We start from the raw sequence: 13,824 nt of genomic DNA, 5'->3' as shown, positions 1-13,824 counted from the left end.
AGCTATGAGCACGAGTTAGGCTCGCAGGCTCATTCTTGATGGGGAAAACGCAAAGGAATGATGTATCAGCTATGGTTCTCAAATTGACAAAATGTACAATTGTGACAATTTGTAGTTATGAGCCGTTTGAGTATAGAGATTGATGCTGAACAACATCGGCAGATCAAGACACTGGCGACTTTCGCTGGCATGACGATGAAAGATTTCATCCTCAGCCGGACGCTAGCGCCTAGCTCTGGTGTGGATACTACTGAGGAATTGCTGTCTCACCCTGAAAATAAGCAGCGTTTGCTGGAGTCTGTGTCAGCTTCTCCTGATGAGCATGTCGTTTTTGAATCTCTAGATGATTTAAAAGATGCGCTTGGAGTTTAAGCCAGCTGCTTTTGAGGACCTTAAATACTGGGTGGCCCATCAGCCTAAAGTTGCCAAGAAATTGATGCGGCTCATTGAAGAGAGTCAGAAAAATCCATACGGCGGCATTGGCAAGCCAGAGCCACTGAAAAACGAATTATCTGGCTGGTGGTCTAAGCGTATTGATGGCGAGCACCGCTTGATTTACAAAGTTGAGGGTGAGGTGCTGATTATTGCTCAAGCCAGAGGCCATTACGGAGATAAGTAAGCTGGTTGCTTTTTAGCCAACTCGAAGGGCTTGCACATGAGCGAGCGCTCGGCTAGAGGTATTTTGTTTGCTGATATTTGTGAGATGATCAAAGCCCAAAACTTAAGTTATCGAATTGAAGGGAAGCCGATTTTAGAATCGGTTTCTTTAGTTTTGGGGCGTGGCGAGCGCATGTCGGTAGTTGGGCCAAATGGCGCGGGCAAGTCGACTTTGCTAAAATGTCTAGCTAGAATCTATCAAGCAGCGGAAGGCGAGATTGAGATTGATGGTCGCAAGCAGCGGGCGCTGAGCCAGCGTGAACTGGCGAAGCTGATGAGCTACATCCCACAGGCAGATGGATTTGTGCCTCCCTATACGGTGGCGCAATTTGTGTTGATGGGGCGCTACCCGCATCTGAGCCCATTTAGCACGCCGTCAGCTGAAGATCGCGAGGCGGTTGATAGAGCGATGAGTTGGACGGGGATTGAGGAATTTTCAGCTCGCCGGCTGGATTCATTGAGCGGTGGTGAACGGCAGAAAGTTTTTATAGCAGCGGCATTTGCTCAAGATGCTCCTTTGTTATTGTTGGATGAACCAACGACATTTTTGGATCCCAAACACCAAGATGAAGTGCGCGAGTTATTGGTGGCAGCGCAGGCACGCGGCACGAGCATGATTGCGGTGACGCATGATTTGAATGAGGCTGTGTTAGGTAGCGATAAGATATTGGCATTGAATCACGGCAGAGAAGTCTATCAGGGTGATGTGGCTGGGTTTATGCAGGCGGAGGTTTTGCAGGCGGTTTACGGGAAGTCATTTGTATTTGTCGACCATCCGCAAAATGGCAGACGCATGATGTTGCCTAATGTGATGGAAGGAGGCGGTTGTGGTGAGAAATAGATTGATGCTGGTGCAGCTGGGCTTGCTGGTTTTGTCGCTAGCTTGTTTGTTGATCGCGCCAATGTTAGGTGCTGATTTTTTACCGTGGTCGGCGCTGGCTGATGAAACTGGGCGAGCTGACGACCAATACATTTTAAAAGAGCTACGGCTACCACGTGTGCTGATGGCATATTTATGTGGTGGCGGGCTGGCGATCTGCGGCATGGTTTTTCAGGCGATGTTTCGCAATCCTCTAGCCACTCCATTTACTTTAGGGGTCGCTAGTGGTGCTTCCTTAGGAGTGGCCATTTACGTATGGAGCGGTGTTTCGCTTGTGGTGCTAGGTTTTTCTGGTTTGAGTATCGCGGCGATGTTAGGCGCTTTGTTAGCCATTGCCTTAGTTTACTTGCTCACCCAGACGCAGCGCGGGTTTCGCACTAGCTCGATGTTGTTAGCTGGCGTGGCGATTAGCTTTTTCTTTTCCAGTGTGATTTTATTTATCCAGTACATGTCTAGCATGGTGGATTCAGTTCGCATCATGCGCTGGCTGATGGGCGGGCTGGATGTGGCTGGTTATGACGCGGTGCTTAGTTTGCTGCCATTTGTGCTGAGCGGCGCTGCGATCATGTTCTATTTCAGCCACGATCTAAACTTGGTGTGTAGCGGCGAAGAGCTGGCTGTAGCTCGCGGTGTAGATGTGAAGAAGGTGAAGTTAGTTTTATTTTTCACGACTTCATTATTGGTGGGCGCTATTGTCTCGGTTTGTGGTCCTGTTGGATTTGTTGGCATGATGGTGCCACACATTTGCCGTCACTTGGTAGGCGCCGACCATCGAGGGTTGTTGCCAGCTAGCATGATGTTTGGCGGCATCTTTCTGGTTGCCTGTGATGTGCTCGCGCGCAGCCTAATTGCGCCAGCTGAAATGCCAGTGGGAATATTGACGGCAATGTTAGGTGGGCCATTTTTTGTGATTTTGCTAGTGCGTGCTGGCCGCTGAGTTTTCTAGCTAGCTGGCGAGTCCAGCGTGAGTCATTGAATCGGCAAGCTACTAGCAAGCAGTGCGTATGGCTTTTACGGTTTACTTTTGTTATTAGCTGGAATTTGTAAAGATGTGAGCGAATTTGCGATCATATTTTCTTAGCAAAAGCGTGCATTTTGCTTAGATCTTGCATAGACCAGTGGCGAGAGACAAACTTTCTTAAACTTGGCGTTGTAAGTTGCTAATAATTTGGCACACAATGTCGAGCGCAGCGATCCAGATACTATGAAGCTAATCAGCGGAACATCACACAGGGCTCTTGCCGAGAATATTGCCAAACATTTGAAGACAGAACTCACTGATGTTGAAGTGACTGTATTTCCGGATGGTGAGTCATTTGTAAAAATCAACGAGAACGTGCGAGGTGAAGATGTATTCATCATCCAGCCAACGTCTCCTCCAACAAACCATAACTTGATGGAGTTGTTGATCATGGTTGATGCAGCCCGGCGCGCAAGTGCAGGACGCATCACCGTAGTCATGCCGTTTTTTGGTTATGCACGTCAGGATCGTAAAGATCAGCCACGTGTACCAATTACTGCGAAGCTGGTAGCGAACCTCATTTCTGCAGCTGGTGTAAACCGCGTGGTCACTATGGACCTTCACGCTGCGCAGATTCAGGGCTTCTTTGATATCCCAGTAGATCATCTCTATGCTAAGCCAGTTTTGGTGAACTACCTATGGAAGCAACGTGGTCACGATGCGTCTAATTTGACTGTCGTTTCTCCAGATGTTGGCGGCGTGAAAATGGCGCGTTCATACTCAGATGCTCTTGGTGCTGAGTTGGCGATCGTTGCCAAGCACCGCGTGAGTGCCACTAAAGTAGAGGCAACAAACCTGATTGGTGATGTAAATGGCCGCGATGTACTGCTGGTTGATGACATGACTGAGACTGCGGGTACTCTTTGTGCAGCGGCTGAGATTCTGAAAGAAAATGGTGCCAAGCGCATCTTTGCAGGTGTTTCCCACGGTGTTCTTGGCGACATGGCTCGCCAGCGCCTGAAGGATTCTGTGATCGAAGAATTGATTGTTACTGACTCAGTGCCAATGGCACACGGTGAGAAGGTAGCTACAGTATCGATTGCGGGATTGATGGGTGATGCTATCTTGCGCATTCACAAAGGTGAATCTGTGACTTCGCTATTTGATATCGATTCTCGCAGCTAATCTTTAAACAACATCACCAAGCTCAGAGCGGGCAAAATCTCATCTTCACGAGGAGATTGTGCTTGTCTAGCGTGACGAAAATTGGTATGCACCGCGCCCCGTTATTTGGCTGGCTGTTACTCACACTACTCTCGTCGGCCTAGATAGCGGATTTTTGCTCCGCTCAAGCAAAACCACTCAAAATTTTATAGTTATGTCTAATATCACAACTTTATCTGCAGAAACACGTAAGCGTACTGGTTCAGGCGTACTTAAGCAAATGCGTCGTGAGGGATGGATTCCATCCGTAGTTTACGGTACAGCTGGTGAAAACCAGAACATCAAGATCAACAAGAAGGCATTCTCTGATCTTATCAAAGCGAGCGCTTCTACAAGCCTTCTCGTAACTCTGGATGTTGAAGGCAAAGAGCAACTTGCTTTCATCCAAGACATGCAGATCAACGCACTTTCACGTGAAATCGTTCACGCTGATTTCCTTGCTGTTGACGACAAGACAATCATCACTGCTGACCTTCCACTCGTTCTCGTTGGCGAGCCTAAGGGTGTTAAGCTTGGTGGTCAGCTCGAGCAGATGGTTCACTCACTCAAAGTGAAGTGCTTCCCACAAGACCTTACAGCAGTCATCCAGGCAGACGTTTCTGACCTCGACGTTTCTGAGTCATACCCAATCGGTAGCATCGACTTCCCGAAAGGCGTGACACCAGTTCTCAACGACAAAGTTGTTGTTGCATTGGTTGCTAAGACACGTGCTGCTAAGTCAGCTGGTGCATAATCATCCATTGATTGATTTTTTACGCAGCTCGCAGAGTCTAGGCTCTGCGGGCTGTTTTTTTTCTCGCGCTCAGCTGGTGGCTTGCCAGATTAGCTGGGCACAAGCGTAGCACTTCATGGACTCAGAGATTAAGCTCATTGTTGGCCTAGGAAACCCGGGCCAAAAATACGATTGGACTCGCCACAATATCGGCTTCCTCGCGCTCGACGAGATGGTTCGCCGCGATGGTGCCAAGTTTGCCAACCACCTAAAGTGGCGCGCCCACGTGGCAAAAATGTCAGGTATTTCAGCTTTGTTAATGAAACCGCAGACATTCATGAACGAAAGTGGCCGGGCAGTTGCTGCGGCGATGAAGTTTTATAAATGGAAGCCTGAGCAGGTATTAGTATTGTTTGATGACATTTCCTTGCCGCTGGGCACGCTGAGATTTCGCATGAAAGGTTCAGCTGGTGGGCATAATGGCATCAAATCATTGATTGCTCACCTGGGGACCAATGAATTCCCGCGTCTAAAAATGGGCATAGGTGGCCCCGAAGGAGCGCTTGTTGGCCATGTTTTAGGCAAATTTTCACCCGATGAGCGCAATGAAGTGCAAAACACACTTGCATCTAGCGCCGATGCCGTGCAGCTTGCACTTTCTCAGGGGCTTGGCGCTGCCGCCAATTCCTACAATTCACGAAAATAAATAGTAACCAAGATGAGCAGAAAATACGAAGGCTTGATTGTTCTTAATACACACGGTGTAGAAGATAGTGTTAATGATCTGGTAAGTGCCGTAGCCAAAGAAATGGAAGCTGAAGGCGCTAAGATGGAAGAAATCCAACAGCTTGGCCGCAAGAAGTTTGCCTACAACGCTCGTCACCTTGAGGGTGGCCAATACGTTAGCTATATCTTCGACGCTGAGCCAGCTAGCATCGACAAGATTCAAACTAAGCTTAAGCTTAACGATCTTGTATTCCTTCAGCACTACCGCACACAAGGGTAGTCCGAATCGGAATTGATCTGTTTTTCGGGTTGTCCTAGCAGCCCGAGCTTCATAGACTTACGAATATGGCTAGTGTAAACAAAGTAATCTTAATGGGGAACCTCACAAGGGACCCAGAGGTGCGTTATACTCCAAAAGGAACCGCAGTCACTGATATGGGAATGGCGATGAATCGCACCCGTATGAGCGAAGGTGGTGAGCGCATTGATGAAACTACTTTTGTCGATGTTACCTTATGGGGACGTCAAGCCGAACTGGCTGGACAGTATCTCAAGAAAGGTAACGGCGTCTACATTGAAGGTCGTCTACAGCTTGATAGCTGGGATGACAAGACCACTGGCCAGAAGCGTAGTAAGCTGAAAGTCGTTGGTGAGCAAATGCAGTTTCTGCCCAAAGCTGGAGGATCCGGCGATGGCGGTGGTCAGCGCCAATCCTATCAGGAACCAGCGCAATCTGCACCTGCTCAGCAGTCAGCACCACCTCGTGGGGCATCGCCTGCTCCGCCAGCAGATTCGTATAGCAATAACCAATTCGACGACGGAGACGACATTCCCTTTTAATTCGGCTGAATTTTTCAACCGGAAGACTTTTTTAAAAAGCTCAGTACCTTACGGTGCTGAGCTTTTCTTTTGTGCCGACGCTGAGCCATCCGGCTGAGATGTTTTCCAGCCAGCTGGAATATTAGCGGCGGTGGGTTGAGCTCTGTCCGTAGCTGGCTTGAGATTGTATTGCTGAAGAATGAATTGGCGATGAGCCGCAGACTTTGCGATGAGCCCATAGTGGATGAGTTCACCGCGCTAGCTTTATGCGGGCTAGTATCGTGCCATAAAAAACGCCACCTCGATGAACGAGGTGGCGTGGTGATGAATGGTTGCTCCAGCTGGATGATTAGCTAGCTGTATCGGCTGAGCTTATTTGCTGAGCTTTGGCGCAATGCGTGATTTCACTTTCAGCTGGCTTACTTCCACCGCTTTGTCTGCGCCACTTGTAGCATTGCGCAGGCGCAGTTGAAGTTTTGCAGGCAGTGGGCCGTCGTCAGCTTTGAGCTTGGCATTAGCCGCGTATTGCTGGCCAGCTACAAGCACATAGCTGTAGTCGTGAGCTAGCAGCTCGTGCCATGCTGAGCCGTCATTGTACTCGAGGATGAGCTTGTCACCTGCGGCAAAGTTCGGGCTGCTGAATAGGTAGTCGATTTCTATGATACCTAGCTGGCTGGCATCGATAGTTGCGCCAATTGCCTGCGTGGCGTCTTGGCCAGCGAGCTTATTAGCTGCAGCTACATCGACTTCATTTTTCCAATCCTGCCAGCCGGTGAGGCGCACGGAGTCAAGGTATACAGCACCTTCTTGGCCGGCAAATTCAGCCTGCACACCGATGGTGACTGAGGCTGGAATTTCTTCATTCTCAAAGAAGATGACTGAGTGGTCACCGTTGATTTGGTTGCCTTTGATGCTCTGCACAGTTTTCCAGCCGCTGCCGTCGTTGTATTGGAAGTTCAGGCTAGCTGCTCTAGCTAGTTTCGCTGAGTTGGCATTGAGCTCAAGTTTGAGGTGGGAGAAGTTTTGAGCGCTGATCTTGCTAGAGGTCACCATGCGAGCTGAGTCACTACCGCTGAGTTCGATGCACCCTAGGCCGTAGTCACGGTTACCCTTTTTGTCATTGTGGCTAGCGCCTTTACCGTCGGCTGCCCAAATACCCCATTCGCCAGCTGGCTCAAAGATCGTTTGGTCGATGATGTAGTAATCGTCGTATGGGTCGAAGTTGACTGCGCGCAGGTAGTCAGGATTGGTGCGCTGCACGGCGACGTAATCGTCGGTGTATTTGATGGTTTTGGCCATCAACTCTGGGTTGCTAGGATCTTTGATCAGGTCGTAGTAGAAGTGATCTTTGCTGGCGAGGATCTCGGCTTCCATGAGCTGTCTCATTTGCTCTTTTTGTTCCGCAAATTTTGGATCGTCAGCTAGGTTGACCATGCAATGTGGGTCGTTGACGATGTCGTAGAGCTCGACAGGTGTGCGGAATTCGATGCGGTCGATCCAGTCGCGTGTAGCTTTTGGAGTTTCCGGGTTTTTCTGTGCATCCTTGAAGAGTTTCCAAGTAAACATGCCTGTAGTCACACTACCAAAGCGCTGTGTGCCATCAGCCCATGGGTTGATGATGTAGAGGAATTCGTGGTTTTTGATCGCACGTGATTTGTTGCGGTCGCTCTGCTGCATGTACACTTTGTCGCGCCATACATTTGGCTTTTCGCCTTTCAGCATAGGGACAAATGATCGGCCATCTACATCGTGTGGAATTGGCTGACCTGCGATTTCGCAGAATGTTGGCAGCAAATCGATGGCGCCGATGAAGTGGTCAGAGTTCACTGACTTTGGCTCTACTACTCCTGGCCAGGAAACGAGCAGTGGCGACAGAGTACCTTCGTTGTAGAGTGTAGTTTTCCCGCCAGCTAGCTGCACGCCGTGGTCTGAGTAGAGCAGGATGATGGTATTATCCATCTCGCCAGCTTCTTCGAGTGCTTGCAGCATCTTGCCAAGTGAGTCATCACCACGTTTTACCGTATTGTAGTAAGCAGCCACTTCGAGCATCATGTCGACTTCTTGCAGCTTAGGCGCTTCAGCTGGGGCATTATTGCGGCCTTTTCTGTTGGCTGCTCTGCGAGCTTTAGGTTTTGGCAGGCCCACTTGAGCTGCTTTGCTCATGGTTGGGAACCACGCTGGGTAGGGCACTTCGTCTGGCCCGTAAATGCGGCTCGGGTGGTTGGATTTTTCTTCCACTGGACCTGAGCCGGTATCCCATCCGTACCAGCCGGTGTGAGGATCAAAGATATTAAGGTTGAAGTAGAGTGGTTTATTGAGTTTCTGGGCATCTGCAATGGCTGCCTTAGTTTTTTCGTAGACGTTCTGAGGGTCACGAGTGGAGCCATAATCATCGTATTCTACGTCGACACCAGTGTAGGGATCAAATGGGTTGTGGTGCGGGTTTTTTCCCATGATGCCGGTGTGGTAGCCGGCGTCACGGAAGATGTTGGAAACGATATTGCGGTTGACTGTATTGCCAGCTCCCGCTTTGCCTAATGAGAAAATGCGGCTGTTCTGCTGGTATTTACCAGACATCATGAAGGCGCGAGAAGGTGTGCAGTTGGAGGCTTGTACGTGGGCGAGGTCAAAGCGCATGCCGGAGTTGGCGATGCGATCCATGTTTGGAGTGATGTCTTCGACTTCTGAGCCATAAACGCCAAGGCTGCTGCGGCTGAGGTCATCATAGGTTACAAAGATGACATTCATCTTTTGCTCAGCTAGCGCACTGGCGGAAAGCGCTAGGGCAGCGAGTGCTCCGAGCGGATTGATTATCGCTGGTTTCATTTTGCTTATTTTCATTTTTTGGGAAAGGTGTCACCTCTTGAAATAATTCGAGAGGTAGTGTTATAGAACACGTTATAAATACCTGTTACTAGGACAAAGTTAAAAGAAAAACGTCACTCTGGAGTGCAGTCAGAGTGACGTTGAGAAGATTTAGATGGGGGAAATTGGCTGGAATTACTCCTGCTCTTGGACTTCGTATTGCTCACGAAGTTTATCGAGCTCCTCTTTCATTTCCTGGCGGACTGGAGCCATTTCAGGGTTATTGTAGAGGTTGTTGAGCTCTTGCGGGTCTTTATCTAGATCGAAGAGTTCCCACTGTTCGCCAAGTTTTGCGAGCTCTGGGTCGCGGTGTCCGTAGTAGCGGTTGAGCTTGTAGCGCTTGCTTCTTACGGATTCGATTTTTGGCAGGTTGTACTCACCAGTCTGGTGGTAGTGGTAGTAGATGGATGTTCTCCAGTCATCAGGAGTTTCACCTTGGAAGACAGGTAGCAATGAACGGCCTTGCACGTCAGCAGGGATCTCGATGCCAGCAGCTTCGAGGAATGTTGGCGCGTAGTCGATGTTTTGGATCATCGCGTCATTGCGCTGTCCTGGCTTGATGTGTCCTGGCCAGCGGATGATAAATGGCATCATCATGGATTCTTCAAGCGCGACGCGTTTGTCGGTGATGCCGTGCTCGCCGAGCAGGAAGCCTTGGTCTGATGAGTAGATGATGATGGTATTGTCAGCAATGCCTTCGTCATCGAGGTACTTCATCAGGCGGCCAACGTTTTCGTCAACGCCGTCAATCACAGCCATGTAGTCATTCATGTAGCGCTGGTAGCGGTAAATGGAGAGCTCTTTGCTGCCGTCTTGAAGTTTGCCCTCTGCGCGACGCTTGTTGTAGTCGTCGTTCATTGGGTCGTAGTGTTTGTGCCACGCTTTAGCTTCTTCAAGTGTCAGCGGTACCATGTAGTGGTACGGGTTGGTGTGGTGAAGTTTCTCGCGGTCGTACTCGCCGAGTTTTGGTGAGATTTTGAGAACTTCAGGCACCTGCAGGCCATGCATGCTCATCCATGTGTGTTTCAAGTATTCGCTGCGGCCGTCGAAGTTATCGAAATAAGTATCAGGCACTGGAATGTCTTCCTTGAACTCACGCAGGTGGCGCAGCGCAGGCATCACATTGGTGTGAGGTGCCTTGTACTGGCACATCATGAGGAATGGTTTGGTTTTATCACGGTTCTCCATCCACTCGATAGAGTAATCGGTGATGAGATCGGTAGAATAACCCGTTTCCTGAACTTCCTGGCCGTCGTGGTTAATGAAAAGTGGCTGGTAGTAGCGTCCTTGGCCGCCGTAACCAGTGAGTGTTTTGTGGTAGTCAAACTCAGTAGACGGATACGGGTGCATGTGCCACTTACCAATCATCGCTGTCTGGTAGCCATTTTTCGCGAGCTCACGGGTAAATACCCATTGCTGGTTATCCCATGGTGCGCCATTGCCCCAAACGCCATTTTTGTGGCTGTGCTTACCAGTCAGTACTGATGCGCGGCTTGGCTGGCAGATTGAGTTGGTGCAGAAGCTACGGGTAAATACCGCGCCTTCTTCGGCGATGCGGTCAATGTTTGGAGTCGCATTCAGCGGGTTGTCAGCGGTGTACTCAGGGTTGTAGGCACCGATGGTCTTCAGCGCGTGGTCGTCACTGAAGATGAAGAGGATATTTGGACGTGGGTCCGGCTTGGCGTCTTCAGCTACCAATGATGAGGTAGCGGCCAGAGCTGCCATGCCAGCTACGGTTAGCTGCTTGGTTTTTTGTAAACGGCTAGTTTTCATAAAATGGTTGGTTGGCGTGTATATTACAGATTTAGAATATCTTAAGAATTTATACTCTAATGGCTGTGTTGCCAGAAATTCTTGGTGGATATAAGGAAGAAACGCTGCAGGCCGTGAAGCTTGCAGCGTTTGGGGAAATAATTAGTCAGCTTCGACTTCGTACTTTTCACGCATGTTGTCGAGCTCCTCTTTCATCTGCTGGCGTACGGATGCGTACTCCGGGTTGTTGTAGAGGTTGGTCATTTCATTAGGATCCTTTTCTAGGTCGAAGAGTTCCCACTGCTCGCCGATTTCAGCCAGCTTAGCATTTTTATGACCATAGCCACGGATCAGCTTGTAGCGCTCGCTACGTACTGCCTCGATCTTAGGCAGGTTGTAGGCACCAGTCTGGTAGTAGTGGTAGTAGAGTGACTTGCGCCAGTCAGCTGGAGTTTCTCCCTTGAAGAGTGGCAGCATGGAGCGGCCTTGGATTTCTTCAGGTACTTCGATGCCAGCGGCGTCGAGGAAAGTAGCTGAGTAGTCGATGTTCTGGATGATGGACTCGTTGCGTTGTCCCGGAGTGATGTGTCCTGGCCAGCGGATAACGAATGGCATCATCATAGATTCTTCGTAAGCGGTACGCTTGTCAGTAAGACCGTGCTCACCGAGCAGGAAGCCTTGGTCTGAGCTGTAGACAACGATGGTATTGTCAGCGAGGCCTTCGTCTTCGAGGAACTGAAGCAGGCGACCAACATTTTCATCGATGCCCTGTACACAGCCGAGGTAGTCGTTCATGTAGCGCTGGTAGCGGTAGAGTGAGAGCTCTTTGGTGCCGTCAGCTAGCTCGCCAGACTCGCGGCGCTTGAAGTAATCTTCGTTGATTGGATCGTAGTGGGCGTGCCATGCTTTGCGTTCTTCAGCGGTGAATGGCACCATGAACAATGCAGGGTTTTTGACGGTGCGGCGGTTATTGCGTCCCTTTTGGCCTGGTTTGAAATCAGGATTTGGAATCATGTAGTTTTCCGCATCGTAGGTGCCTTCTTTACCGATGGTTTTGAGAACTTCTGGAGCGCTCACGCCGTGCATGCTCATCCAGGTATTTTTCATGTACTCGCTGCGGCCGTCGAAGGTATCAAAGAAGTTATCAGGTACAGGGATGTCTTCTTTGAACTCGCGCATGTGGCGGAGTGCTGGAACCACGTTGGTATGAGGTGCCTTGTACTGGCACATCATGAGGAATGGTTTGGTTTTGTCGCGGTTCTTCATCCACTCGATAGAGTAATCGGTGATGAGGTCAGTTGAGAACCCTTGCTCGACGACTTCCTCGCCGTCAAAGTTGATGAAGCTTGGCTGGTAGTAGCGCCCTTGGCCACCGTGACCAGTGAGTGTTTTGTGGTAGTCAAACTCAGTAGATGGCGTCGGGTGCATGTGCCACTTGCCGATCATCGCTGTTTGATAACCATTTTCGCTAAGTAATCTAGGGAAAACCAATTGTGATGGGTCCCACTTGGAGCCATTGGAGATCACGCCATTTTTATGGCTGTGCTTGCCGGTGAGGATGGATGCGCGACTTGGCTGACAGATTGAGTTGGTGCAGAAGCTGCGGGTAAACACAGCGCCTTCTTCAGCAATGCGGTCGATGTTTGGTGTGACGTTAAGTGGGTTGTCAGCTGTAAACTCTGGGTTGTAGGCACCGATGGTTTTGAGCGCGTGGTCATCACTGAAGATGAACAAGATGTTTGGGCGTTCATCCGCTTGGACAGATGCAATCATTGGAGCGCCAGCGCATAAAGCAGCTAGCCCGTAGAGGCCCAACTTAGTTGGTTTCATTATTGGCTTCATTTATATGGTTGATTTGGTGCGAAGAAATCTAGTCGCCCGTCTGGGCGCGATGGATATCGGATTAGCGTAACCCATAACGAAGATTGTGCCATAGAACTTCCATTTTGCCAGAATATGCATACAAAATGGAGCAAATCTATAAGGAGGCAACTGTCTCTTTATTATGCGATAATGCGAGTCGTCAATTAATCATAAGGGCGGGCTGCAGACAATGCTTTCTTTAATCTAAGAACGTATAAAACGGCGGTCATAGTGACGTGCAATTTAAGGTTTAACTTGAACGCACGTTTTCAGTTAGTTGGTCAAAGCTGTGTTACAAGTGGTCGTTTGGGTCGTTAATATGTGTGTAGCTCGTTGATAACGAATACCTATCGAGCTGCTCTATTTTGTTATGTCTATCCCCATACACATACTGAAGATCACTTGTGCCGTAAGCATTTTCCTCTGTGGGAATTGTCTCGAAGCAGCTTCATTTATTGCTGTTACTGGCAACTCTGAAAATGGTGAATTCCGCGAAAATTCCTTTTACGAAGTGGAAACTAAAAAAGGACGCGCTCGCTACATTGGATCCGCTAGCGTGGCGCCAAACCAGCTAGCCTACGATACGCTTAATGGAAATTATTATTATATGGACCACGGTGGATCGAATTTTTACCGCTACGATGTCAATGAGGGCATAGAATACCTGATGGGCGATTTGACCGCCTATGGCATGCCAGCTGGAAAAACGGGCAGTGGTGGCGGTGATTTTTATAATGGCCGATACTACTATACGCCTGAGACCGGGAGCTCATCCATCTACGTGGTCAGTCTTACCGAGGATGGTAGAGGCATTAGTAGGCAAACCCCGATTACCCCATTTAATCTAGGCTTAATCAACCCGCTGGATGACGGCAGTGCCGGCGCTGGGCTTGGTGACTTTGGCGATATCGCCATCGATTCAACTAGCGGGTTCATGTACGGCTCGTCATCTATGGGCTCAGGCAGTGAGTTGATGACCACATTCTGGCGCATTAATTTGACCGACCCACAATTTGAAATGACGATTTTGAATGCAAACGTCGGCAGCGTTTACCAGCTGGCTTTTGATGATAATGGTCAGCTGTGGGGAAATTCTTGGCAAAGTGGCGGAGTGATGGTGCAGCTGGATCCAGCTACTGGAGAAATCATTTCCCAGCAAAATCTGCAATACCGTGAGGATGGAAAAGGCAAGTGGCGCGATGCCAATGGTGATTTTTATGATCTCGCATCAACCGGATCACGAGATGGGTTTCCTGTAATCCCTGAGCCCAGCCAGACCGCGCTCATTTCACTCGCGCTAGCCGCTTTAGGCTGCCGCCGCCGACGTTAAAAAAAATTACCAGCCGAGCTGATGTGCCCGGCTGG

At 49.5% G+C, this 13,824-nt stretch carries 14 protein-coding genes; 11 read left to right on the top strand and 3 right to left on the bottom strand.

Annotation, left to right across the window (positions count from 1 at the left end):
* Window positions 1–117 precede the first annotated feature (117 nt).
* From JIN82_RS16465 to JIN82_RS17400, 10 genes are all read left to right on the top strand, one after another.
* Window positions 118–372: a hypothetical protein gene (locus tag JIN82_RS16465; RefSeq protein WP_200312768.1), complete on the top strand. Its 255-nt coding sequence runs from the start codon at window positions 118–120 to the stop codon at window positions 370–372.
* A complete protein-coding gene (locus tag JIN82_RS16460; RefSeq protein WP_200312767.1) occupies window positions 356–619 on the top strand; it encodes a Txe/YoeB family addiction module toxin in 264 nt (87 codons plus the stop codon). The genes JIN82_RS16465 and JIN82_RS16460 overlap by 17 nt, the downstream gene beginning before the upstream one ends.
* Before the next feature lie 36 nt (window positions 620–655).
* Window positions 656–1,498 carry an ABC transporter ATP-binding protein gene (locus tag JIN82_RS16455; protein WP_200312766.1) on the top strand — a complete coding sequence of 281 codons (843 nt, stop codon included), beginning with the start codon at window positions 656–658 and terminating at the stop codon, window positions 1,496–1,498.
* Window positions 1,488–2,474, top strand: a complete 987-nt coding sequence (locus JIN82_RS16450; protein WP_325099534.1) for a FecCD family ABC transporter permease — start codon at window positions 1,488–1,490, stop codon at window positions 2,472–2,474. Before JIN82_RS16455 ends, JIN82_RS16450 begins: the two co-directional genes overlap by 11 nt.
* A gap of 267 nt (window positions 2,475–2,741) precedes the next feature.
* Window positions 2,742–3,683, top strand: a complete 942-nt coding sequence (locus JIN82_RS16445) for a ribose-phosphate diphosphokinase (RefSeq protein ID WP_200312764.1) — start codon at window positions 2,742–2,744, stop codon at window positions 3,681–3,683.
* A 193-nt stretch (window positions 3,684–3,876) separates the two neighbouring features.
* Window positions 3,877–4,455 (top strand): 50S ribosomal protein L25, encoded by a 579-nt coding sequence (locus JIN82_RS16440; protein ID WP_200312763.1) that lies wholly within the window; start codon window positions 3,877–3,879, stop codon window positions 4,453–4,455.
* Between the two features lie 115 nt (window positions 4,456–4,570).
* Complete coding sequence (gene pth, locus JIN82_RS16435) at window positions 4,571–5,140, top strand: aminoacyl-tRNA hydrolase (protein ID WP_200312762.1); 570 nt, start codon at window positions 4,571–4,573, stop codon at window positions 5,138–5,140.
* Between the two features lie 12 nt (window positions 5,141–5,152).
* Window positions 5,153–5,440, top strand: coding sequence for a 30S ribosomal protein S6 (gene rpsF, locus JIN82_RS16430; RefSeq protein WP_200312761.1), 288 nt, complete (start codon window positions 5,153–5,155; stop codon window positions 5,438–5,440).
* A gap of 65 nt (window positions 5,441–5,505) precedes the next feature.
* Window positions 5,506–6,000: a single-stranded DNA-binding protein gene (locus JIN82_RS16425; protein WP_200312760.1), complete on the top strand. Its 495-nt coding sequence runs from the start codon at window positions 5,506–5,508 to the stop codon at window positions 5,998–6,000.
* A 135-nt stretch (window positions 6,001–6,135) separates the two neighbouring features.
* Window positions 6,136–6,336 (top strand): hypothetical protein, encoded by a 201-nt coding sequence (locus JIN82_RS17400; protein WP_234042127.1) that lies wholly within the window; start codon window positions 6,136–6,138, stop codon window positions 6,334–6,336.
* 15 nt (window positions 6,337–6,351) lie between these two features.
* Here JIN82_RS17400 and JIN82_RS16420 read toward each other — a convergent pair whose 3' ends face one another.
* The 3 genes from JIN82_RS16420 to JIN82_RS16410 all read right to left on the bottom strand — a co-directional run bounded on the left by JIN82_RS16420 (window position 6,352) and on the right by JIN82_RS16410 (window position 12,369).
* Window positions 6,352–8,805, bottom strand: coding sequence for a sulfatase family protein (locus JIN82_RS16420; protein ID WP_200312759.1), 2,454 nt, complete (start codon window positions 8,803–8,805; stop codon window positions 6,352–6,354).
* Between the two features lie 174 nt (window positions 8,806–8,979).
* Window positions 8,980–10,617, bottom strand: coding sequence for a sulfatase family protein (locus JIN82_RS16415; protein ID WP_200312758.1), 1,638 nt, complete (start codon window positions 10,615–10,617; stop codon window positions 8,980–8,982).
* Between the two features lie 141 nt (window positions 10,618–10,758).
* On the bottom strand, window positions 10,759–12,369 hold the full coding sequence (locus tag JIN82_RS16410) for a sulfatase family protein (protein WP_234042126.1): 1,611 nt from the start codon (window positions 12,367–12,369) through the stop codon (window positions 10,759–10,761).
* A gap of 460 nt (window positions 12,370–12,829) precedes the next feature.
* Here JIN82_RS16410 and JIN82_RS16405 point away from each other — a divergent pair, with 460 nt between their 5' ends.
* A complete protein-coding gene (locus JIN82_RS16405) occupies window positions 12,830–13,789 on the top strand; it encodes a PEP-CTERM sorting domain-containing protein (protein WP_200312756.1) in 960 nt (319 codons plus the stop codon).
* The last annotated feature ends 35 nt before the right edge of the window (window positions 13,790–13,824 follow it).

Origin of the sequence: Persicirhabdus sediminis, assembly GCF_016595495.1 — a bacterium.
Lineage (GTDB): Bacteria > Verrucomicrobiota > Verrucomicrobiia > Verrucomicrobiales > Akkermansiaceae > Persicirhabdus > Persicirhabdus sediminis.
This window is presented reverse-complemented; position numbering and strand designations above follow the sequence as displayed.